Genomic DNA, 22435 nt, shown 5'->3' with positions numbered 1-22435 from the left:
GTCAGACGGCGGCGGGGGCCTTCTTGTACCAGCCCGTGATGACCTTGGTCAGGTCGCTTGGCGGTGGCTTCAGCCGTTCGTATGCGCCCCGGTCAGCGGCGGATGAGGCCGAGGCCGGTTGCGGTGGCGACGGCGGCGGTGCGGGAGTCGACGTCGAGCTTGGCGTAGACGCGGGCCAGATGGGACTTGACGGTGCCTTCGGTCAGGTGGAGACGTACGCCGATGGCCTGGTTGGACAGTCCGTCGGCAACCAGGGCGAGGACTTCGGTTTCCCGCCGGGTCAGGGTGGTGCCCGGAGTGCGTAGCCGGTTCATCAGCCGGTCGGCGACGGTGGGTGCGAGTGTGGTGCGGCCGGCGGCTGCGGTGCGCACGGCTGCGGCCAGGTCTTCCGGAGGGGCGTCTTTGAGGAGGTAGCCGGTGGCGCCGGCTTCGATGGCGGGCAGGGTGTCGGCGTCGGAGTCGTAGGTGGTGACGATCAGCACGCGGGGGGCTCCCGGGCGGGCAGTGATCTGGGCGGTGGCCTCGGCGCCGCCCATGCCCCTGCCGAACTGCAGGTCCATCAGGACGACGTCGATGTCGCCCTCGGCGGCGCGGGTGACGGCGTCCTCGGCGGTGGCGGCTTCGGCCACGACGACGAGGCCGGGTTCGGTTTCCAGAACGGCGCGCAGTCCGGCCCGTACGACGGGGTGGTCGTCGGCCAGGAGCAGGCGGATGGGGGTGTCGTCGGTCACGGGTGGGCCTCGGGCTCGGTGTCGGCTGGCGGGGTGAGGGGCAGTTGGGCGGCCAGGGCGGTGCCGCGGCCTGGGGCGGATTCGATGGTGAGGGTGCCGCCGAGGGCGTGGGCTCGGGTGCGCATGGCGGCCAGCCCGAACCCGCCGGTCTCGGGGTCGGGGGCGCGCAGGAGGGTGGGGTCGAAGCCGTGTCCGTCGTCGACGATGTCGAGGGCGACGTGGTCACCGAGGTAGCTGAGGGTGACGTCGGCGGTGGGGGCTTCGGCGTGGCGGACGGTGTTGGCCAGGGCGGACTGGGCGATGCGCAGCAGGGCGACCTCGTGTCCGGTGGTGAGCGGGGCGGGATCGCCGGTGAGGTGGAAGCGGGCGGTGAGCCGGTGCCGGGCGGAGGTGGTGGTGCACAGGCGTTCCAGGGCGTCGGCCAGGGTGGTGCCTTCCAGCGTGGGTGGGGTGAGGGCGGCGACGAAGCGGCGGGCCTCGGCGAGGTTGTCGACGGCGGCCTGCCGGGCCTGGTCGACGTGGCGGGCTGCGTTCTGTGGCGCCTGGGGAAGTGCTCGCTCGGCGGCGCGCAGCAGCAACTGGATGCTGGAGAGGCCCTGGGCGAGGGTGTCGTGGATCTCGCGGGCCAGGCGGTCGCGTTCGGCGAGCACGCCGGCGGCGTGCTGGGCGGCGGCTAGATCAGCGCGGGTGGCGGTGAGTTCCTCGATCAGGCGACGGCGGTGTTCGCTCTCCCGGTACAGGGCCTGATATCCCCACACCACGGCGACGGCGACGGCGGCGCCGAGGGCAGGGCCGATGGCCATGGCGGGGCTGAAGGAGTGCTGGTGGGCGGCGAAGCCCGCGACGGCCGCGGCGGCGGTGACGGCCACGGCCGCCAGTGCAGCGCGGCGGGACAGCAGGTGCAGCTGGAGGAAGTACAACGGGAAGGCCACCCACACGGCGTCGGGGGTGGAAGCCAGCAGCACCAGCCAGCAGGCCCCCACGGCGGCCAGCCACAGTGCGGCGGCCCGCCGCGAACGACGTACGCCGGGAAGCACGGGGCCGGCCGCGTACGTCAGACCGCACAACACCGAGACGGCGATGATCCATCCGGCATGGGGCCGCTCGCCGGTCACGGCCCGGCCGACGGCCAGGGCGAGCAGGCCGATGACCAGTAGGTGCAGGCACCAGGCCAGGGCCCGGGTGGTCGGGGTCAGGGCGGGGGCGGCAGAGTTCACAGTGCGTCCCAGATTACGGAAGCAGGTGCCGGAAGGGCCTCCATCGAAAGTTAGAACCCGCGTGCCGTCTTTCGGCCCGCGAAGTGCCGTCCTGCGCCAGACGCGCACGCGGGGGGCCGGCGGAGAGGGTGGAGTCACACCCGCTTCCACCGCTGGAAAGGACAGGCCAAGGCCGTGTTTGTCGCCTGGAGAGACCTGAAGTTCGCCAAGGGGCGCTTCGCCTTGATGGGGACCGTCATCGTGCTGATCACCTTGCTGGTCGGGCTGCTGTCCGGGCTGACCGCCGGGCTGGGCCAGCAGAACATCTCCGCGATCACGTCCCTGCCCGCCGACAAGATCGCTTTCCAGGCTCCCAGCGGCGGGCAGGACCTGTCGTACTCCAACTCCACCGTCACGCAAGCGCAGTGGAAGAAGTGGTCCGAGGCGCCGAGTGTCGAAAGCGCCGAGCCGCTGGGGATCACCACGGCCAAGGCCACCGCGGGAGACAAGAGCACCGGCGTCTCGGCCTTCGGCGTCCAGCCCGGCTCCCGCCTCGCCCCGGACAGCAACAAGATCACCGGTAGCGCGGTGGTGCTGTCCACCGGAGCCGCCGACGACCTCGGCGTCAAGGCCGGTGACGCTCTGACCCTGGCGGGCCGGCAGCTGACGGTGGCCGCCGTCGCAGGCGATGCCCACTACAGTCACACACCGGTGATCTGGACCAGCCTGGACACCTGGCAGAAGACCGCGCCGCCCACCAGCGCTGACGACGGCCCGACCGCGACCGTCATCGCCCTGAGCACCACCTCCAGCGCCGATACGGCTGCCATCGACCGCCAGGTCGGCACCAAGACCGTTTCCACCGACGACTCACTGTCGGCGATCGGCTCCTACACCTCCGAAAACGGCTCCCTGCAGCTGATGCGCGGCTTCCTGTTCGCCATCTCCGCCCTCGTCGTCGGCGCTTTCTTCACCGTCTGGACCATCCAGCGCAGCGGTGACGTCGCCGTCCTCAAGGCCCTGGGCGCTTCCACTGCCGCTCTGCTCAAGGACGCCCTCGGCCAGGCCGTCGTCCTGCTCGTCGGCGGCACCCTGATCGGCACCGGCATCGCCGCCGCCCTGGGCGCACTCGCGGCCGGCTCCGCCGTGCCGTTCCTCCTCACCCCCGCGACCACACTGATCCCGGCCATCGTGATCATCCTCCTCGGTGCGCTCGGCGCCGCCCTGTCCATCCGCCGCATCACCTCCGTCGACCCGCTGACCGCCCTGGGGAGCGCCCGATGAGCCTGACCCTGACCGACATCACCCTCACCTACCCCGACGGCGACACCCGCCTGACCGCTCTCGACCAAGTCAGCCTGGAGGTCCCCAAGGGCAGCCTGACCGCCGTGGTGGGCCCTTCCGGCTCCGGCAAGTCCAGCCTTCTCGCGGTCGCCGCCACCCTGATCACCCCCGACGCCGGCACCGTCGCCATCGACGGCCAGAGCACCACCGGCCTCACCCGCGGTGAACTGACCGAACTGCGCCGCCACAAGATCGGCATCGTCTTCCAGCAGCCCAACCTGCTGCCCTCCCTCACCGCCGCTGAACAACTCCAGGTCATGGTGCAGATCGACGGCCGCAAACCCCGCACCGCACGCGACCGCGCAAGGGAACTCCTCGACGCCGTCGGCCTCGCCGACCAGGCCGGCCGCCACCCCCACCAGCTCTCCGGCGGCCAGCGCCAGCGCATCAACATCGCCCGCGCCCTGATGAACGACCCCACCGTCCTCCTGGTCGACGAACCCACCAGCGCCCTCGACCACGAACGCGGTGCCGCCGTCCTCGACCTCATCACCCGCCTCACCCATCAGCAGGCCACCGCCACGATCCTGGTCACCCACGACCGCACCCACCTCACCGACGCCGACCAGATCGCCGGAGTCCGTGACGGACGCCTGCACCTTCCGGCGTCGACACACTGAACCAACAGCCCGCCGAGCGGTGGCCCCCGCGCGCAGGGGCCCCGCTCAGGCCGTACGCGGACCTCCGGCGCCCTGCGCCCTGCTCCTGGAGCGTTACGCCCACTGGGGGCCGCTACTGCGTCGGATGATCACCGACAACGACGGCCCGTACGTGCACCGCCCGATCTTCGCCCTGCCCGTCCCGCACACCTGGCGGCCCAGCCCGACGGTGACGCTGCTGGGCGACGCCGCCCATCTGATGCCCCCGCTCGGGGTCGGCGTCAACCTCGCCATGCTCGACGCAAGTGACCTCGCCCTCGCCCTCGCGCACGCGGCCGATGTCGACGGCGCCCTGCGCGCGTACGAGAAGACCATGCTGCCCCGGTCGATCGAGACGGCCCGCGCCCTCGAAGGCCGCGCCGAGGATCTGCTGTCCGCCGAGGACGACTCGGCCCGCGACGGCTCCGGGAACTGAACTCCCGCGCGGGGAGGGCGGAAGCCGGCCCGCTCCCGCTCCCGGGAGAGCGGGAGCGGGCCGGCGCCGTGTGCCACCGCGGTCCGGAGCACGGTGTGCGACAGGGCGCGGCCCCGGTGCGGCGGGTGCGGCGGCGGGTCGGAACGGGAGCGACCAGGCGTCGATGTAGCCGGCGTCGTCGGTCCGGTTGTCGGTGACGCGCAGCTTCCAGGTGCCGTCGGCCGGGTGGGCCGAGGCGTCGGCTTCCGCCGCAACCACCTCACCCCGGTGCCGGAGGTCTCCTCACGGGCGGAACCAGGTGCGGGTCGGCCGTCGGCCGTGCTTCGCGGTGGGCCAGGCCCTTTGGTGAGATCTGTGGCACCCGTGGTAGACCGAAGGGTCCGCTCCCCCCTGTTCCGGAGATCTTCATGCGCCGCCTGGCCGTCTTCCTCGCCTCGTCCAACGGATACGACCCCGCGCACGCCGCGCTGGCGGCCGACGTCGGCGCTGAACTGGCTCGGCGCGGAATAGGTCTGGTCTACGGCGGTGGCCGCCGGGGGCTGATGGGGGTTGTGGCGGACAGCGTGCTGGAGGCCGGCGGTGAGGTCGTCGGCGTCATGCCGCGCAGCATGGTCGAGCGGGAGTGGGCTCACGAGGGGGTGACAGAGCTGGTCAGGTGCGACACGATGCATGAGCGCAAGGCGATCATGGCCGAGTACTCCGACGCTTTCATCGCCCTGCCCGGTGGGCTCGGCACGCTGGAGGAGATCTTCGAGGTGTGGTCCTGGCGCCAGCTCGGATTCCACACCAAGCCTGTGGGCTTCCTCGACGCGGGAGGCTTCTGGACGCCGCTGCTCGATGCCCTGCGCGGCCTGGTCGACTCCGGCTTCCTGCCCGCCCCCACCCTGGACGACCTTGCCGTCGCCCCCGACCTGCACGGTCTGCTGGACTCCCTTGAGGAACGGCTGCGCAGCGCCCCGCAGCCCGCGCACGGAGAAGGTCTGCGATAGCTCTCGAAAGCTGGTGAGGGCCGCGGCGATACGGCGAACGGCAGGAAGCCGGCACGGCTGAGGGAAGCACGAAGGTGACGGCATCGTCGGGATTTCACTCGGAAGCGATTCCAGCGGGTGCTTCGTCTGGACCGCCCTCGCGGCTGCCGCTCTCGCCCGCTGCCCGCTCCAGTCGCCGGCGCGGTGCCGCACCGGCGACATCCGCCCTGCCCCGGTCGAGGCCGTCGCCGTGGAGGACCGGCCGCGGGTACAACCGCGGCCGGTCGTTCGGCGCCTGGATCACCGCCGGCCGGAAGAGCTGCGTGACCTCCGCGGAGACCTCGCTCGGCGTCGGGCGCCGCCGGCCCTGATCGGCTGGTCCTGCGGGGCCTGCCTCACACGCGGTCAGCCGCGATCAGGACGTACTGGAAGGAGCCGTCCCGGTAGGACTCGATGAACGCCTTCTCGATGCCGGTGACCAGTGACGACCTGGACCGCAGCTCCCAGTAGGGCAGTGTGTCCGGGGTGAGGTCGATGACGGCCTGCGGCACGAGCCGGTTGTCGGCCATGGCGCGCAGGTACTCGCGGCGGGAGTGGATGTTGCACTCGAAGTGGGCGTTGATCTGGGAGACCCATTTCGACGGCTGGCCGTAGCGGGGGTTCCAGCAGCCGGTGATCGTCACGTAGCGGCCGCCCACCTTCAGGAAGCGGGAGTGCTCGGCGAACAGGTCGTGGAGGTCGACGTACATGGTCGACTCGTTGTTCCACGAGGCGGTGATGCTGCCTTTGTCGAAGGGCGTGTCGAGCATGTTGCACACGCGGGAGTGGACGTGGCCCTCGACGCGCAGTTCCTTCGCGCGCTGGTTGCCGAAGTCGGCCTGGGTGGCGGAGAGGGTCACGCCCTCTACCCTGCAGCCGAAGCGCCGGTGGGCCATGATCATGGATCCGCCCCGCCCGCAGCCTGCGTCGACGAGGGTGTCGTCGGGCCGGACGGGGCCCAGGTGGTCCATGAGGAACTCTGCTTGTGCCGACTCCAGCCGGTGCAGTTCGGCGATGAGCCTCTTCTCGTACTCGCTGTGTGCCGGGTCGCCGAGCGCGGCGTGGTCCACGGGGCCGATGCCGTAGTGGTGGTGGTAGAGGCCGTCCACGTCGCCGAGGCGGAGGTTGACCGGCCGTGCCTCGTTGTTCCAGTAGCGGGCGATGTCCTCCTGGTACGGCGTCGCCTGGGCCGGGATCTTCGCGGTGGCGGTGGAGGTCGTTTCAGTCATAAGAGTGTCCGTTCGTTACCAGAAGTCGGGCAGGCTGTAGCGGTAGGTGTTGGTGCGGTGCCAGTCGTGGTTGCCGTCGACCCAGGTGGCCACGCCTTTGAGGAAGCGCAGCACGGTGGGCAGGGGGCAGGCTTGGGCGAGGTCGGCCGCGGCGGCCTCGAAGGCGTGCTGGAGTTCGTTGTGGACCTCGATGGCCTTGAGGTAGGCGTCACGTTCGCTGAGCTGTTCGCGTTCGGCGATCACGACCGGCAGGTTGAGATGGCGGCCTGGGCTGTCGAGTTCTTTGGTGTACGAGTAGAGGTCGTTGACGATGGTGGTCGCGTTGCCGGCGAGGGCGATGACCCGTTGCATGTCCGGCCTGGCATGAAGGTCGGCCGGCAGCTCGTAGCCGCCGACGGTGTCGGTGATCGTGGGGCAGGGGCGGAAGTTGTTGAACTGGCGCATCGCCAGGTACTCCCACACCTCGGGGACGTGGCCGGTCTGTGCCCAAGCGGCCTCGGCAAGGTAGCCCATGTGGAGCCGGGCCATGTCGTGCCGGTACCGGTCGGCCTGGGAAGGGGTGGCCGCGCGGACGAAGTAGTCCATCGCGCTGTGGTACGCCCGGCGTGGGGCGTCCGACGTGAGCGACTCCTGCCACGCCGGCGTGTACTCGGCGGTGGTGTGGAAAGGGTCGATCGCGGTGTGCGCGAGGAGCAGGCGCCCGCCGAGACCGACGGGTGATCCGCCATGGTCCTCGCAGTAGCAGTCGTCCAGCGCGTTCTCCGCGACCATCAGCCGCGTGGCGAGCATGAGGTGGTCGACCGTCGGGGCGTCGGGGTGGCAGGCGACCATGTAACGGCCCACGGAAAAGCCGTCGAACTCCCCCTCCCACTCCTCGGGGTAGAGCTGGACCTCGTTCTCGGCCCAGCGTTTGATCCGGCGGCTCACCTCCTCGACGCGCACGGGATCGGGCTCCGGGATCGGGTGGTGGTAGAGGCCGGGTACGGCTCGTGCCCCGTCGGGCGCGGCAGGCGCCGTGGTCGGCGGATCCGGGAGTGGAGATCTGTACCTGTCGGCCAAGGCGAGGGATGTCGTGCCGAGTCCGGTCGGTCCGCCCAGGATCCGCCGCAGGGCGGAGGAGGTTGCGGACGAGGCGGGCCTGTCCCCCGCGTCGGGCACGGACGGCGAGGGCGGTGACAGGGAGGGCGCGGTGACGGCCGGGTGCAGTGATGCCAGAAAGGCGGGGGCAGCCGGTGTGGCCTGACGGCCCATGGCCGGTGAAGAGGTGTCCGGCACCGTGATGGCTGGCGTCTGACGCTGCTCGGGGGGAACTGGTCCGAGGGGCTCGGAGTCGGGCATCGGCGGCTCCTTTGCTGCTGTGGGGCGGGCGGTGCACTGCGTGTGGGGCATGTCAGGCTGACCAACGGACACGGGCCTCAGCGCGCTGAGGGTGTGATCTGCACGTTCTCCATCACACCGAGGGCGTCGGGCATCAGCACCGCGGCGGAGTAGTAGGCGCTGACGAGGTAGGAGATGATCGCCTGTTCGTTGATGCCCATGAACCGCACGGAGAGCCCCTGCTCGTATTCGTCCTGCAGTCCTGTCTGGCGCAGGCCAATGACGCCCTGGTTCTCCTCGCCGGTGCGCATCGCGATGACGGAGCTGGTCTGCTCCTTGCTGATCGGGATCTTGTTGCAGGGCAGGATGGGGACTCCGCGCCAGGCGGGGACGGACTGCCCGCCGAGGTCGACGTGATCGGGATAGAGACCGCAGGCGGTGAGACCGCGCCCGATGGCCGCGATCGTCCTGGGGTGGGCGAGGAACACTTTCGTGCCCCGTCGGCGGCACAGCAGCTCGTCCATGTCGTCCGGGGTCGGCGGGCCGGAGCGGGTCTGGACGCGTTGCTTGTAGTCGGCGTTGTGCAGCAGCCCGAAGTCGCGGTTGTTGATCAGCTCGTGTTCCTGGCGCTCCCGCAACGCCTCGACCGTGAGCCTGAGTTGCTCCTCGCTCTGGTTCATCGGGCCGTTGTAGAGGTCCGCGACCCGGGTGTGGATGCGCAGGACGGTCTGTGCGACGGAGAGCTCGTACTCGCGCGGATCGAGTTCGTAGTCGACGAAGGTGCCCGGCAGCTCGGCCTCGCCGACGTGACCGGCTGACACAGCGATCTCGGCCTCACCGTGTTTGTTCTGCCGTTGCCGCGTGCGGGACCTGAACTCGTCGATGTGTGCCTGGAGGTTCGGAGCGGAGGCCCGGACCGCGTCGAAGTCGGCACGGGAGAGGGTCAGGAGGGTGCCGGAGGTCTCCGCGGTGACCGTGGAGTCGTAGCGGGCGCCGGAGTCCAGTAATGCGTGCTCGCCGAAGTGGTCGCCGTCCGCGAGCACGGCGATGCCGATCCCTCCGCCGTACTTGCCCTCGGAGGTCTGGCTGACCCGGCCGTGGGCGATCATGTACAGCCGGTCGGCGGGGCTGCCTCGCTCGGCAAGGACCTCACCCGGCGTGAAGTCGCGCTGGGTGCAGCGGTCGGCGAGGGCGGTGAGGGCGCTGGTGTCCTCAAAGCCGCGCAGAAGGGCCAGTTCGCCCAGCTCCCGGGGGATCACCCGGACTGTGGCGCCCTCCTGGACGAACTCGATGAGCCCGTCGCCAAGGGTGTGACGCAGCCGCCGGTTGACGCGGTAGGCGCCGCCCTTGGCCTCGACCCAGGGCAACATCCGCAGCAGCCAGCGGGACGTGATCTCCTGCATCTGCGGAGCGGACTTGGTGGTCGTGGCGAGGTTGCGGGCGGCGGCGGTGCTCAGGGACTGCTGCGGCGCTTCTGGGGTGATCCGGGCTTCCGGAGAGCTGTCGACGGACATCGCGGGGCTTTCTCCTTGCACGACGGAGCGCCCGGCGCACACGGATACGCCGGCCGGGAGACACGGAGGAGCAGGCAACGAACGGGGAGTTCACGGCCCGATCCGTCCACCCGCAGGAAGCTAGCCGCCGAACCGGCCGCACACATCAGTGAGGCGAGATGCTTACCCCGAAGCAGTGACAACCGACTGACTGCGGTTTATCAGCCGGATATGTGACATCGCCCCATCACCAGGGTGCCCGGGGCTTCCACCAGTGCCGCCACCGCCGGGGGGATTCAGGTCCTCACGCCCCTCCGGGATCGCGTTGTCGTCAGCGTCGCCGATGACCAGTCGCGTCGGATGCTGGTCGCTCTTCCGCACCGACCGAGGTAACCAGCTGCTCGAGAGGAACGATTCAGTGTCCCCGTCCGGGGGACATAGCGCCTGCCTCTCCTCTTTCATGAACATCGCTGCCACTGACAGGACAAACAACCCCACAGGAAGAGATGACCGTGTCTGTTCGCTCGATAACGGCGGCGGTCGGCACCGCCTGCAGCGCCTTCGTCCTGCTTCTGGCCGCGCCCGGTGCAGCCTCCGCGGCCACCGGCCAGCGGTGACGGCTGCGCACAGTCACCCGTGGGCGGGGCCACGCGAAGTGATGCAGAAGGAAATGCCCTGGCCGGGCCTCCATGTCGCAGGCATCCTCCTGCGGTCCGCGCGCTGACCCGAACGGCCCCGGGTCACGGACCGTCATCGGCCGACCGCGCCAGGTACGCCTGGTTGTCCTCGATGAGGTGGTCCAGCGCGTCCCTGGCGGCGGCGAGGCCGTCGATGGCCTCAGACAGCCGGGCCCGCTCGCGGCCCATGATCTCCAGCGCCTGCCGCGCCCTGTCCTCGGTCGGCTCGGACATGCACGGCGCCATCTCGGCGATGGTGCCGCTGGGCATGCCGGCCGCCAGGAACGCCCGTACGAGGAGCACCCGCTGGACGTGCTCGTCCTCGTAGTGGCGCTGCCCGCTGGGTGAGCGGGAGCTGACGAGCAGGCCCTGTTCCTCGTAGTAGCGCAGCGACCGGCGGCTGGCTCCCGTACGGGCGGACAGTTCACCGATCCGCATGACGAACTCCCCGCATGCTGCTGGCTTACTTGCCCCTGACATCGATGTGAGCTTTTAGGTCAACTCCATGCTGAAACTCATCTTCATGATCAACCGTGTCGAGGGAATGTCGTAGGAGCGCTTCGTGGCGCACCACCGGGACCGGCACGCGCCGCTGTTCACCTCCATCCCGGAGGCGGAGCGCTACATGCGCAAGTACACCGTGTCCCACCCGGTCCCCGCCGAGAACTACCCGCCCCGGGCCTACGACGGCCTGACGGAAATCTGGTTCGAGAACTGGGAGGACCACGACGCCTTCTTCGCCTCCGAGAACTACCGGAAACTGGTCAACCCCGACGAAGCACGCTTCATCGACATGAACTCGGTGGCCGTGATGGTCACCGAGGAGAAGGAGGTCATCTGACGGACGGACTCCGCTGACGGAGACCGACCCGGCTCTCGGCGAAGTCGGCGGCCCCCGCCCCGCCGTCCGCGCCCCTGCGCGACGCGGACCGGCCCGAGGCGTGGACTGCGGCTCGGCCGTCCGGATCACATCGTGACCTCGCGCTGTTCCTTCCGGCGGGATCTCGGAGCTTCGCGCTCCCTGCGGGGTGACGACGATCTCTCCGTGGACGTGGCGGTCCGCCTGGAGCCGTGTCGGCGATCGGAACGGTGATCCTTCCGGCGGCGACGGCGTCGGCGACGCGCTGGAGGTCCTCCGGCTTGGCCTCGACGCCGCCGCGCCGGGTGGCGGATACGCCCGTCGACCGTCTTCACGTCGGCGGCCCAGCCGGTGCCGCCTGGCCGCCAAGGCGGTGACGTGGCCCGGGGTGCGCGACGCAGGGCCGGGCGAGGCGGGGCGCGTCGAGCGGTGCGGAGGCGAACCGGTTCCGGCGGGTGCCTGTCCTACGACTCGCCCTGACCGAGCGTGTCGAGGGCGTGGGAGATCCTGTCGGCCTTCGCGTGCTCGCCCAGGTCGTGCAGGATGTCGACGAGGACGCGATGGGCGAAGACGAGGTCTTCGCCGAACGTGGCCGGCGCCCGCTTCGCGAGCTGCTGGTAGATCTCTATCGCTTCCAGGGTCGAGTCGAGTGCCGCGGAGAGCTCCGCCCCCGCCGTGGAGCGGATGCTCGCGTTCGCCAGGAGGACGACGGCCAGCGCCGGCTGGGCCGCGGGGTCGGCCTGTACGCACTGCCGGGTGAGCTCCACCGCTTCCGCAGAGTGCGCCAGGGCCGGCTCGAAGTCTTCCAGCTTGGCTTCCGCGAGAGCGGCCTGGTGCAGTGCGTTCGCCAGCTCGTGCCCGTATGTCCCGGGGTCGTGCTCGGCGAGGCGGCGGTACCGTTCCGCGGCCTCGTTGAACAGGTCGCGGCCCTCCGCGAACGCGCCCTCGGTGAGGCATTCGTCCCCCCGGAGCACCAGGAGGGCTGCTGCCATGGCATGGGCGTCCCCGGGGGATGCCGACATGTGGACGGCTCCCCCTTGGAGAGCGGCCCGTCTCAGCTCGGCCGGGAACGCGGTGTCATCGAGGTCTTCCTCCAGCCGTCGGCTGGAGTCCAGGGCTCCGGCGAACCGGGACCGCCGTACACCGGTCAACTCCGTGTAGAGAGCGGTGGCCTCGGCCGCGGCGGTGGCGGCGTGGCCGGTGTCGGTCCGGAGCACCTCGCGGACCGCCGCGTATCTGTGCAGGCTCTCCGCGAGGCCCGGGCGGTGGGCGGCCGGATCGGCCTCGACGAGCCGCTGATGGACCTCCACCGATTCGGCGGTGGCGGCGAGTGCCCGCTGCGGTTCTCCCGTCTGCAGCAGCATCATGCCGAGGTTGCTCAGCGCGGCACCGAGGGCCGCCGCGGCCTCCTGCGTGACCTGGCCGTCGTCCCCCGGCCGGCAGATCCGGACGGCCTCTTCGGTGGCCTGCACCGCCTCCTGCCTGCGGCGCAGCTCCCACAGCTGCCCGCCCTGGTTGATCAGGGTCCTGGCCAGTACCGGTCCGTGAGTGGTGGGAAAGACCGAGGCCATCGCGCGGTAGGCCTGGACCGCTGACGTGGTGTTCGTCAGCGCCTCCTCGTACCGCCCCAGCGCGGCTTGGGAGTTGCCGAGTCCGCCGAGGGAGACCGCCAGCCCGCCCGCTTGGTCGAGCGTGTAGTGGTCGGGGTCGAGCCCACGGTAGATGGCGAGGGCCTCTTGGTACTCGACCACCGCCTCGCGATGGAGGTCGGCGGACGACAGCCTGGCACCGAGTTCGGCGCGCAGCCAGGCACGGGTTGCGGCGTCGTCGGTGCGGGCCAGCCGGTCCTCGGTCAGACGCCGGGCGAACGCGGCGATGCCGACGTCGAGTTCGAGGCTGGGACCGGCCGGGATGTGGGCGCCGATCGCCTCCAGCAACTCGCTGTCGAGGAAGTCGAGTTCGGCCAGCGCGGTCAGCACGCTGTTACCGCCCCGCAGAGCGAGCCAGGGACGTGTCCGCAGCGCCCGGCGCAGTCGCCCGGCGATGTGGGGCCATCGGCGCGCGGTTTCGATCAGGGCGGTCAGGGCCGGTGGGACCCAGGAGGCCGGCGGGTCCTGCGGCGCGTCGGGCAGCAGCACCGCCAACGCCTCGTCCGCCCACAGGTCGGACGGGTACGGGGAGGTGTGCCCGGGAGTGGAGAGCGCGAGGAAGTCCTCACCGAGGCGGTCCGGGCGGAGCGGTTCGAGGACCGTGCCCGCGGCCGACGGGGGATAGCAGAAGGAGTGGTTGGCGAGGACCTGCGCGGGGTCGGCGGAGTGCGTGCCGTTCAGGCCGCTCTTCCGCAGGACGTCCAGTCCGACGCCGTAGGGCAGGGGGCCGGTGAGCGTCGCGGTGTAGACGGTCCGTGCCATGGTGTCCGGGTCGGCGGGGAATAAGCGCTGGGGGTTGTCGTGCAGCTCATGCCAGTAGCCGCGTTCGCGGGTGAGGAGGTAGGCGGAGACCGCCGTGGGCTCGCTGGGGGCCGGCCTGCCGTCGAGATGGGCGAGGACGGCGGTGAGCGCGGCCATGTGCACGCTGAGGACCAGACCGTACTCCTCGTGCCGCACGAGGGCCGCCGGCGGCGCGACGGCTTGCGGATCCGGTACGCCCAGTTGCTCGGCGAAGCTGTCGCGCGCCGCCGCGAACAGGTCGACACGGTCGGCGGGACGCCGGGCGAGTGGGCCCAGCTCCTGGGTGTCCGCGACTGTGTCCAGAGTGTCTTCGATCTTGTGCCGGAGGTGCTGCCACCAGTGGCCGGTCGACCGGGCGAGAAGGAGTGCCCGGACGGGGGCGCCGGACACGCCGAGGTCCTTCAGCAGGGACAGCAGATCGTGGACGTCCCACCGCTCGGCGTAGTCCACCACCACCAGCGTTCCGGGGACGCCCGTCGTCGGGCGGGGGGACTCCGTGTCCGGTCCGGAGGGATCCCGGCGGTGATGGGCGGCCAGCACGGACCACCCGTCGGCGGCCCACAACCGGGCGACCTGCGCGGCCAGCCGGGACTTGCCCTGTCCGCCCGGGCCGTGCACCAACCGGACCGCCGTCTCCTCCGCCGGGTCGTCACGCCAGGAGGCCAGAGCCTCCAGTTCGGCGTGGCGGCCGCTGAAGGGCACCACCTGGTGGAGCGTCCGCAGCAGCCTGGAAGGCTGCTCCGCCAGCACCCGGGGACGCACCGGGCGGGGCACGAGCGGGAAGTCCTCGATGCGGTACGGCAGTTCACGTGGGCGGACGATCTGGACATGCTGGATGCTGTTGGCGCCGGTCTGGACGACGGTGGAGCCGTTGAAGATGCTGCCGTGCACACCGCCGCCCGGCGTGCCCGTCTCCGGGCCGGTCATGCCGAGGAGCCGAAGCGGATGTTCTGGACGCTCCTCGCCCCGTTCTGCAAGAAGGTCGGACCGTTGAAAGTGTTGCCGGACGTCTGTCCGCCTCCACCGGGCACCGGCGGCGCGGCCTCTTGCAGCAACTGCCGTAGCCGGGCTGCGGTCCGCTCACGCTCCTCGGCGTCGTCCAGGGCCTCCAGCAGGGCTTCGATGCGGAGCTGCCACATGGCCTCCTGCCGCGCCCCGAGCTGCTCGACGACAGCGGGGTCGGCGGTGGTCAGATCGGACGCGGTGCGCTCCAGCCGTTGCAGTTCGTCGCGTGCGCGCTGCGCGTCGCCGCGGCCGAACCACTGCGCCAGCCGGCTGCTCAGGCCTTCCCACACGTCGCTTCCCGCCGCCTGCACCACCGCGGAACCCCCTGCCGCGGCCAGTGCCGTCAACGCCTCGGGCAACATTCCGTCTCCCTGCTGCTACTCACCGAACGCCAGTCGGATTGCGAGGGTAGCGCCCCATCGGCCCGTACGAAGCGCCTTTGCCGCATATACGTCCGGCTGTTGCCGCCCCTGTGGTGAGCCCGCCGCCAGCCTCAGCCACGTCACCCCCGCGGTGAAGCATCGGCTCCGAGACGCTCCGGTACCGGCCGGGCGTGATCGACGGCTGTCTCGCCGGGACCGGCTCGGCCCTGGGCACGTGACTCTTCCACACCGGGCCCTGGCTGTGTGGCCCGTCCGGCGATGGGAGACGACGCAGCCCACGCCAGCGCACGAAAGCGAGCAACTTCATGACGGAGCCTGTGCACATTCCCCGGCAGCGCGTCGACGCCCCTCCCCCACCCTGCCCTGCCGCAACGGCCGCGCCGAGGGCGGCAACACCAAGATCAAGATCCTCAAGCGCCTGATGTACGGCCGTGCCGGCCACCGCCCCCTGCGTCACGTCAGCCTGCTGAACTGACACTCAGCCATGGACGATCAACGCCTACGAAACCCTGTGCAGAGCCGAACGGTCTCAGTCCCCCGCCGCACGGAACCGGCCGGGGGACGGGAAGACGCCGGAGGCGGGGGCGACGGGGCCGGGCGGTCGGGTCGCGTCCGTGTGACATGGCCGACGGAAGACACGTGTGACGCGGCGGCCGGGACCGCGGCGTCACACGTGGGTGTGTTCCATGCCTGGCACAGGTGCGCCGGTGAGCTCAGTTCGCCGTGCAGGTGACCGTGGGCCAGGTCCACGATCCGTTGGACTGGAGGGTCACACCCCAGTTGTTGCCGCTACCGTTCGGCTTCGCCGACAACACCTGCGCACTCGGATAACTCGCGCTCACGTTCCACGTCGCGAGCACCTTCTGCGGCGACGGCACGTTCATCGTCACCGTCCAGTTGCTCGACCCGCTCACCGACACGTTCAGGTTGTACCGGTCGCTCCACTGCTGCCCCGCCGACAACGTCGCCGTACAACCACCACCCGTACCGCCACCGCCACCGCCGGTGCCGCCGCCGGTGGGGGCGACCGCTCGGCCGGTCTGCGGGGAGATCATGCCGGCGCACAGGCCCTTGCTCGCCAGCGTCTGCGCGATGCGCGGGATCGCCGCGAGGGTGTTGGCGGGCCACTCGTGCATCAGGATGACCTGGCCGTCGGTGAGCCGGCCGACGGCCTGCACGATCGCGTCGGTGCTCGCGCCGTTCCAGTCCTGCGAGTCGACGTCCCAGATGATCTCGGTCAGACCGTACTTCGCCTCGGCCGCCTTGAGCGTGGCGTTGGTCTCCCCGTACGGCGGCCGGAACAGCTTCGGTGTGCCGCCGCCCGCGTTCGCGACGGCCTGCTGGGTGCGGGAGATCTCCGAGTCGATCTGCGCCTGGCTCTGCTGGGTGAGGTGCGGGTGGGTGTAGCTGTGGTTGCCGACCCACATGCCGGCGTCCACCTGCGCCTTGACCTGCGCCGGGTAGGCGGCGGCGTACTGGCCCTCGTTGAACATGGTGGCCCGCAGGCCGTTCTGCCGGAGCGCATTGAGCAGGGCCGGGGTGTGGTCGTTGGACGGGCCGTCGTCGAAGGTCAGCCCGACGTATCCGGTGCAGGCGGCGGCCGCCCGGGGTGCGGGGGCGGCCTGGCCCGGCGTGGCGCCGACGGCGGCGGCGCCGGTCACGGCGAGCGCCGCGACTGCCGCTCTCACGGCCAGGGCACGCGACGACGGGGGTGCGGTAGCGCGCATGGAAGGGTCCTCCCTCACGGGTCGGGTGCGGTCAGTTCGCCGTGCAGGTGACCGTGGGCCAGGTCCACGATCCGTTGGACTGGAGGGTCACACCCCAGTTGTTGCCGCTACCGTTCGGCTTCGCCGACAACACCTGCGCACTCGGATAGCTCGCGCTCACGTTCCACGTCGCGAGCACCTTCTGCGGCGACGGCACGTTCATCGTCACCGTCCAGTTGCTCGACCCGCTCACCGACACGTTCAGGTTGTACCGGTCGCTCCACTGCTGCCCCGCCGACAACGTCGCCGTACAACCACCACCCGTACCGCCACCGCCACCGCCGGTGCCGCCGCCCGAACCTCCGTCACCCAGCGTGATGTTGGAGTTGCCGCTGCTCTGGTAGCCCTCGGTGGCGAGGATCATGTAGTTGAAGGTGCCGAGGTTCATGCCGTGAGAGGCCCAGGCGTCGAAGTGGTTGCCGGTGGTGATGGTGCCGCCGGTCCGCTTGGACTGCCGTACGCTCCAGTACTGGTTGAAGGTCCTGGTCCCCTCGATGGAAGGGGCGTTGACCCGGGTCGTCTCGTAGATGTCGTAGGTGCCGCCGTCGCTGGTGACGGTGCCCTTGTAGGTGCCGGTGGGACGGTAGGTGCCCCAGTTGTCGACGACGTAGTACTCCACCAGTGGGTTGGTCGTCCAGCCGTACAACGACAGGTAGGCGTTGCCGGACGGGTTGAAGCTGCCGGAGTAGGTGACCGCCTTGCGACCGCCGGTACTCCAGCCCTTGCCGGCCACGAAGTTGCCGCTGTTGGTCCAGGAGGTGCTGTAGTTGCCGCCGGAGCCGAGGTTCATGGACGTCGAGCCGCCGCCGTCGGTCCAGAACGAGTAGTAGTAGCCGTTGTTGGTGCCGGTCTGGTTCGAGGTGATGACCGTGTCGGCGCTCGCGGTGCCCGGCATCGCCAGGGCGGCCAGGGCGAGCAGCGCGACGGCCCAGGCACTTCTGACGAGCAGCCTGAACCGGCCGCCTCGGGGGCGGTTGAGCCGTGCGAGTGCGTTCATGTCCGTGCTTCCTCCTCGTGCGGGCAGGTGGGGGTGGGCAGCGCGGCGGGCCCGTGAGGGCAGTGCCGGCGGCCAGGAGGTGACGACGACCGAGTGTTGGGCCGCCCCTGCCGGGTGTCAACACTTTCGGTAATTATTTCGAAAGCTTCGTGACGTGCCGAGTCGCTCGAAATGGCTCTCCTTGCAGCTCAGTTCGACCAATAGAGCGGCCGCAGGCGCACCACACGGTACGGATTCTGATGCCTGGATCAACTGCGCGCTGACAGCTTTCGAATGTTTCGAAGACGGTCCGTGCCCGTGCGGGGGAACGGGAACCCCGGAGGCCGCGCAGCCCGCTGACCGAGATCGCGGCGCACGGCCGCTTCCAGGGCATGGGCAGCCCCTGCTGTCGCAAGAGCGCGTCGCCGTCCGGGACCGCGGGCGGTTCACCAGGGTGCCGGGAGCGCCTTCAGCGCACCAGGAGACCGATGGCGACCGCCAGCCGTTCGAGGTAGAACTCCCGCGACGCGGATTGGTGCTTGAGGCCGATCGAGGCGCTGATCATCGTCTGCGCGACAGGGAGGGCCCTCTCGCGTCCCGACTCGACGGCGATCGCGTCTGTGATCAGTTCCTCGAAACGTCGCGGCATGGTCTCGATGATCTCGCCGAGGATGTCTGGATTGTCCTCGATGACCGTCGCGACATCGCGCGTCAGCGGGCCGATGTAACGGCCCGCCCACTGGTCGAACGCTTCGACGAGGCGCTCCGAAAGGGGGCGGCCCCTCCCGGCCAGGATCTGTTCGACCGCGGCGATGTCGCGCTCCAAGGCCTGGGCGACCGCGGCACGGAACAGAGTCTCCTTCGAGGAGAAGAGGAAGTAGAGCCCGGGACGGGAGATGCGCGCCGCCCGCGCCACCTCCTCCATCGAGGTCTTCCGGTAACCGAACCGCGCGAACGTCGCCATGGCGGACTCCAGAACCATGGTTCGACGGTCGTTGTCAGCGACTGTCGACGGCGGGCGGCCGGCGTCGGGACTGCTCATGGAGCGAGCATACGAGCGGGAACCTGACTATACAAATCAAGTCTAGTTCGTATAGTCGTGCCATGAACGCGCGCAAACTCATCTCCACACCCTTCACCTCCTCCAGCACCGCGGACGAGGTGCTGCGGGACATCGACCTCGCCGGCGTCCGCGCGATCGTGACGGGAGCTTCCTCCGGGCTCGGGATCGAGACGGCTCGTGCGCTGACCGCCGCCGGGGCGGAAGTGACGCTCGCCGTCCGGAACACGACTGCGGGTGACGCCGTCGCCGAGACGATCGGAAAGTCGACCGGAGGGATCCGGCCCCGGGTCGTCCGCCTCGACCTCGCGGACAAGGCCACCGTCACACGGTTCGTCGACGCGTGGGACGGCCCGCTTCACCTGCTGATCAACAACGCCGGCGTGGTCACCGGCGGCCTCGAACGAACGCATGAGGGCTGGGAGCTGCAGTTCGCGACGAACCATCTCGGCCACTTCGCGCTGGCCACCGGCCTTCACCACGCCCTGGCCCGGGGAGCGGCCGACCGCGACGGAGCACGGATCGTCTCGGTCAGTTCGACGGCGCACATGCGGTCCGGCCTCGACTTCGACGACCTCCACTTCGAGCGCCGCAGCTACGACCCACAGATCGCCTACGCCCAGTCGAAGACGGCGAACTCCCTCTTCGCCGTCGAGGCGACCCGCCTGTGGGCGGCCGACGGCATCGTCGCCAACGCGGTGAACCCCGGCGGTGTCGCGACGGGACTGCAGCGGAACTTCACACCGGAACAGAAGGCGTCACTCGACGCGGCCGAGGCTGCCGGAGTCTTCACGTACAAGACGGTCGAGCAGGGGGCCGCCACCAGTATCATCGCGGCCGTCGCCCCCGAGTTCGCTCACTCCGGCGGCCACTATCTCGACGATGCGCGGGAGGCCTACACCGTGCCGAACGACGCCGACCTCGCGCAGCACCCGCATGGTGTCAAGGAATGGGCGCTCGACCCCGCCGCCGCGCAGCGCCTCTGGACCCTCTCGAGCCACCTGCTCCGCGTCTGACCTCTCGACACCACAGCATGCCGCGCCAGGGCAACCTGGCGCACGCCCGTGAGAATGATCCGAGGGCAGCAACGTCACACAGCGTGAGGTCCCTTGGAGGTATTCGGCGCGCCCGAGTACTGCTCTCCGCCAGCAGGCGGCCTTCCGGGCCGTGCAGGCCGACCGTGCGCGGCTCGTCGACGAGTGGCCGTCAAGGACTGGTCGACCGAGGCGGTCAAGGAGTGGCACGCCGGCCCGCCGGTGCCGACTGCTGGACGTACGGTTCGGCGCCCGGTGCGGGCCACTGGGGCGGAACCGCCCGACATGTTGACCGGGCCAGGGTCCGTCCGCCGCCTTGCGGACGAGTCGGCGCCTCCGGTACCACCCGCCGGAACAACTCCCACAGTCCGTCCGGCACCAGCCGCTCGACGATCCACACCCGCAGGCTATCGAACATGTCAGATGAGGCAACCTGTCAAGCCGGTTTAGGCGGGGCTAAGAAGGGGTTTGCCGGGGCCTGGGAGGCTGGCCGCGTACCACCGCTGTCACTGCCCGTGTCACCGGCCTGAGGGGATTCCCGTGCGGATCGGCATCACGTACCTCGGCGTATCGCCCGCCGTCGACCGGGAATCGGCACGCGAGAAATATCACGAGTTCCTGCGCCAGGTGGAGTGGGCGGGCGGCCACGACTTCACCGGCATCTGGATCACCGAGCACCACTTCTCCGGCTACAGTCTGAGCGCCTCACCTCTGCTGCTGCTCACCCGGGCCGCCGCCGCGGCCTCGACCCTCAGGATCGGCACCGGCATCCTGGTACTGCCGCTGTGGGACCCGGTGCGGCTCGCCGCCGACCTCGGCACGCTCGACACCCTCTCCGACGGCCGGCTCGACATCGGCATCGGACGGGGCTACCAGCCGCACGAGTTCCAGGGGTTCGGGCGGGCACTCGACACCAGCCGCGACCGGTTCGAGGAGGCGACCGACCTGCTGGTGCGGCTCCTCGAGGGCCCGGTCGACTCGTACGCGGGCACGTACCACACCGTCGACACGCCGGTGACCGTGCTTCCCCGCCCGGTGCAGACACCGCGTCCGCCCGTCTGGCTGGCGGCGGTGAGCCACGAGTCGACGCGTTTCGCCGTCCGCCGCGGTTTCCACCTGCTGGGCCTCGCCCTCGCCACCCCCGCCGAGCTGGCACAGCAGTGGCGGACGGCCCAGGACCTGGCCGCGGCGGAGAACACCGTTAGGGACGGCCTGGAGTACGGGGTGAACCGGTTCGTGTACTGCGGCACCGACCCCGACGACCGCCGCGTCGCGGCCCGTGAGGTGGCCCGCCAGATCCAGACCTCCCGTGCCCTCGCCCAGGGCGCCGTACCCGACGGCGGTCTGCCTCCGCTGCCCGCTCGCGTCGACCCGGCGGACGAGGCCCTGGCCGCGGAACGCCTACTGGCGGGGTCGCCGGACGAGATCCGCAAGCAGCTCGCCGGACTCGCCGACGCGGGTGTCACCCAGGTCAACGCGGCCTTCGAGTACGGGTCTCTGCCGACCGAGAAGGCGTTCGCCTCCCTGCGCCTGTTCGCGAAGGAGGTCCTGCCGCTCTGACCCCGCTGGAATCCCTGCCACCCGTCCGCCCCCATGCCCACCGTCCTTCGCGGTCCCGTACGGATGCTGAGGAATGCCACCGCAACCCGCTGTACCGCATCTCTGCGGTCCTGCAGGCGCAGCAGGCGCGTGAGACGGCACGGCGCGCGCTGCGGTCGGCGCGAGGGCGCCGCCGAGGCGGCCGGGCCCGCCGGCCTCGGCGAACGCCCGGGCACCTGCCCTCAAAGAGCAACGCACCGCGCCTCGCGGCGGTCCGCAGGAGCGTGTCGAGGTGACGGAGAACGGCTCCGCCGCCTGACACTCGCGCGGGAGGCCCGCTCCCGCTGCGCGCCTCAGGACCGGGGCGGGAGTCGGTGCGTCAGGGACGCGGGACCTCGTTGCCCGCGCGTACGGCGTCGGCGCCCCAGTTCGCCAGCAGGCGCAGCGCCTCCGCCGATGTGGAACCCGGCTCCGCGTGGTACACGCACAGGAACTGGCCGTCGTCGTCCGGCAGGTGCAGCGTCTCGTAGGCGAGGGCCAGCTCGCCTACCAGCGGATGCCGCATCCGCTTCACTCCGTGTCCCTTCTCCTTCACGTCGTGCGTGGCCCACAGCTTCCGGAACTCCTCGCTCTTGACGGAGAGTTCACCGACGAGAGCCGAAAGCTCCGGGTCGTCCGGATGCTGGCCCGCGTACAGGCGCAGATAGCTGACCATGTCCGACGCCTTCTGCTCCCAGTCGCGGAACAGCTCCCGGTAGTCCGGGTGGAGGAACGTCAGGCGCGCCCAGTTGCGCTCGTGGGCCGACATCGCCCCCCAGTCGCCGAAGAGGGCCGCCGCCATCCGGTTCCAGGCGAGGATGTCCGAGCGCGCCCCGCCGATGTACGCGGGCACGCCCTCCATCGAGTCGACGAGTTGCTGCAGTGCCACGCGCGCCTGCTGCCGCTTCGGCGCCCGGTACCTCCTGCGCTGCTGCCTCGGCTTGGCGAGGTGGGTCAGGTGCGCGTGCTCGGTCTCGCTCAGCCGCAGGGCACGCGCGATGGCGTCGAGGACCTCCGCCGACACATTGCGCCCGTTGCCCTGTTCCAGACGGGTGTAGTACGCCACCGACACCCCGGCCAGTTGCGCCAGCTCCTCGCGCCGCAGGCCCGGCACCCGCCGGTGCCGTCCGATCGTCGCGATCCCCACGTCCTCGGGCTTGAGCCGGGCCCGCCGGGTACGCAGGAACTCGCTCAGCCCGGCACGCTGGTCGAGGCCCTCGAGATTGTCCGGTTCGGCATCCATGCCGTCCAGTATT

General features: G+C 70.5%; 18 protein-coding genes and 3 pseudogenes. 7 read left to right on the top strand and 14 right to left on the bottom strand.

Annotated features, from left to right (window positions below):
• Positions 1 to 92: 92 nt before the first annotated feature.
• Together AB0N63_RS20935 and AB0N63_RS20930 are read right to left on the bottom strand one after the other, a co-directional pair.
• On the bottom strand, positions 93 to 731 hold the full coding sequence (locus AB0N63_RS20935) for a response regulator transcription factor (protein WP_365530492.1): 639 nt from the start codon (positions 729 to 731) through the stop codon (positions 93 to 95).
• On the bottom strand, positions 728 to 1948 hold the full coding sequence (locus tag AB0N63_RS20930) for a sensor histidine kinase (RefSeq protein WP_365530491.1): 1221 nt from the start codon (positions 1946 to 1948) through the stop codon (positions 728 to 730). Before AB0N63_RS20930 ends, AB0N63_RS20935 begins: the two co-directional genes overlap by 4 nt.
• Before the next feature lie 174 nt (positions 1949 to 2122).
• On the opposite strand from AB0N63_RS20930, the gene AB0N63_RS20925 reads away from it, so the two are divergent.
• The 3 genes and pseudogenes from AB0N63_RS20925 to AB0N63_RS20915 form a co-directional block, all read left to right on the top strand.
• Positions 2123 to 3211 (top strand): ABC transporter permease, encoded by a 1089-nt coding sequence (locus tag AB0N63_RS20925; RefSeq protein ID WP_365530490.1) that lies wholly within the window; start codon positions 2123 to 2125, stop codon positions 3209 to 3211.
• A complete protein-coding gene (locus AB0N63_RS20920) occupies positions 3208 to 3891 on the top strand; it encodes an ABC transporter ATP-binding protein (RefSeq protein ID WP_365530489.1) in 684 nt (227 codons plus the stop codon). The genes AB0N63_RS20925 and AB0N63_RS20920 overlap by 4 nt, the downstream gene beginning before the upstream one ends.
• 76 nt (positions 3892 to 3967) lie before the next feature.
• Positions 3968 to 4345 (top strand): annotated as a pseudogene (locus tag AB0N63_RS20915) (FAD-dependent monooxygenase); the annotation flags it as partial.
• Positions 4346 to 4486: 141 nt separating this feature from the next.
• Here the strand turns inward: AB0N63_RS20915 and AB0N63_RS20910 are convergent.
• Positions 4487 to 4585, bottom strand: a pseudogene (locus AB0N63_RS20910) (proprotein convertase P-domain-containing protein); the annotation flags it as partial.
• Positions 4586 to 4752: 167 nt separating this feature from the next.
• Between AB0N63_RS20910 and AB0N63_RS20905 the strand changes: the two are divergent.
• Positions 4753 to 5334: a TIGR00730 family Rossman fold protein gene (locus AB0N63_RS20905; RefSeq protein WP_365530488.1), complete on the top strand. Its 582-nt coding sequence runs from the start codon at positions 4753 to 4755 to the stop codon at positions 5332 to 5334.
• A gap of 374 nt (positions 5335 to 5708) precedes the next feature.
• On the opposite strand, the gene AB0N63_RS20900 is transcribed toward AB0N63_RS20905, so the two are convergent.
• The 4 genes from AB0N63_RS20900 to AB0N63_RS20885 form a co-directional block, all read right to left on the bottom strand.
• Entirely contained in the window at positions 5709 to 6581 is an 873-nt protein-coding gene (locus tag AB0N63_RS20900; protein ID WP_365530487.1) for a geranyl diphosphate 2-C-methyltransferase, read from the bottom strand.
• A 15-nt stretch (positions 6582 to 6596) separates the two neighbouring features.
• Complete coding sequence (locus AB0N63_RS20895; protein ID WP_365530486.1) at positions 6597 to 7919, bottom strand: family 2 encapsulin nanocompartment cargo protein terpene cyclase; 1323 nt, start codon at positions 7917 to 7919, stop codon at positions 6597 to 6599.
• A gap of 77 nt (positions 7920 to 7996) precedes the next feature.
• Entirely contained in the window at positions 7997 to 9412 is a 1416-nt protein-coding gene (locus tag AB0N63_RS20890) for a family 2B encapsulin nanocompartment shell protein (RefSeq protein ID WP_365530485.1), read from the bottom strand.
• Positions 9413 to 10131: 719 nt separating this feature from the next.
• The gene (locus AB0N63_RS20885) at positions 10132 to 10506 is read right to left on the bottom strand and encodes a MerR family transcriptional regulator (protein WP_365530484.1); all 375 of its coding nucleotides are present in this window, start codon (positions 10504 to 10506) and stop codon (positions 10132 to 10134) included.
• A gap of 124 nt (positions 10507 to 10630) precedes the next feature.
• On the opposite strand from AB0N63_RS20885, the gene AB0N63_RS20880 reads away from it, so the two are divergent.
• Positions 10631 to 10909: an EthD domain-containing protein gene (locus AB0N63_RS20880; RefSeq protein WP_365530483.1), complete on the top strand. Its 279-nt coding sequence runs from the start codon at positions 10631 to 10633 to the stop codon at positions 10907 to 10909.
• Between the two features lie 482 nt (positions 10910 to 11391).
• Here the strand turns inward: AB0N63_RS20880 and AB0N63_RS20875 are convergent, their stop codons facing one another.
• The 5 genes from AB0N63_RS20875 to AB0N63_RS20855 all read right to left on the bottom strand — a co-directional run bounded on the left by AB0N63_RS20875 (position 11392) and on the right by AB0N63_RS20855 (position 18549).
• Positions 11392 to 14304, bottom strand: a complete 2913-nt coding sequence (locus AB0N63_RS20875; RefSeq protein ID WP_365530482.1) for a tetratricopeptide repeat protein — start codon at positions 14302 to 14304, stop codon at positions 11392 to 11394.
• Positions 14301 to 14744, bottom strand: coding sequence for a hypothetical protein (locus tag AB0N63_RS20870; protein ID WP_365530481.1), 444 nt, complete (start codon positions 14742 to 14744; stop codon positions 14301 to 14303). The genes AB0N63_RS20875 and AB0N63_RS20870 overlap by 4 nt, the downstream gene beginning before the upstream one ends.
• Before the next feature lie 734 nt (positions 14745 to 15478).
• Positions 15479 to 16492 carry a polysaccharide deacetylase family protein gene (locus AB0N63_RS20865; protein ID WP_365530480.1) on the bottom strand — a complete coding sequence of 338 codons (1014 nt, stop codon included), beginning with the start codon at positions 16490 to 16492 and terminating at the stop codon, positions 15479 to 15481.
• A gap of 31 nt (positions 16493 to 16523) precedes the next feature.
• Entirely contained in the window at positions 16524 to 17528 is a 1005-nt protein-coding gene (locus AB0N63_RS20860) for a glycoside hydrolase family 11 protein (RefSeq protein WP_365530479.1), read from the bottom strand.
• Positions 17529 to 17976: 448 nt separating this feature from the next.
• Positions 17977 to 18549, bottom strand: coding sequence for a TetR/AcrR family transcriptional regulator (locus tag AB0N63_RS20855; RefSeq protein WP_365530478.1), 573 nt, complete (start codon positions 18547 to 18549; stop codon positions 17977 to 17979).
• A gap of 62 nt (positions 18550 to 18611) precedes the next feature.
• On the opposite strand from AB0N63_RS20855, the gene AB0N63_RS20850 reads away from it, so the two are divergent.
• Positions 18612 to 19583, top strand: a complete 972-nt coding sequence (locus tag AB0N63_RS20850; protein ID WP_365530477.1) for an SDR family NAD(P)-dependent oxidoreductase — start codon at positions 18612 to 18614, stop codon at positions 19581 to 19583.
• 325 nt (positions 19584 to 19908) lie between these two features.
• On the opposite strand, the pseudogene AB0N63_RS20845 reads toward AB0N63_RS20850, so the two are convergent.
• Positions 19909 to 20007 (bottom strand): annotated as a pseudogene (locus AB0N63_RS20845) (IS5/IS1182 family transposase); the annotation flags it as partial.
• A 134-nt stretch (positions 20008 to 20141) separates the two neighbouring features.
• Between AB0N63_RS20845 and AB0N63_RS20840 the strand changes: the two are divergent.
• Positions 20142 to 21161 carry an LLM class flavin-dependent oxidoreductase gene (locus tag AB0N63_RS20840; RefSeq protein WP_365530476.1) on the top strand — a complete coding sequence of 340 codons (1020 nt, stop codon included), beginning with the start codon at positions 20142 to 20144 and terminating at the stop codon, positions 21159 to 21161.
• A gap of 358 nt (positions 21162 to 21519) precedes the next feature.
• On the opposite strand, the gene AB0N63_RS20835 is transcribed toward AB0N63_RS20840, so the two are convergent.
• Complete coding sequence (locus AB0N63_RS20835; protein ID WP_365530475.1) at positions 21520 to 22422, bottom strand: helix-turn-helix transcriptional regulator; 903 nt, start codon at positions 22420 to 22422, stop codon at positions 21520 to 21522.
• Positions 22423 to 22435: the final 13 nt, after the last annotated feature.

Origin of the sequence: Streptomyces sp. NPDC093260 (genome assembly GCF_040683715.1) — a bacterium.
GTDB lineage: Bacteria > Actinomycetota > Actinomycetes > Streptomycetales > Streptomycetaceae > Streptomyces > Streptomyces sennicomposti.
The sequence above is the reverse complement of the archived record's forward strand: the minus strand, read 5'-3'. Positions and strand labels throughout refer to the sequence as shown.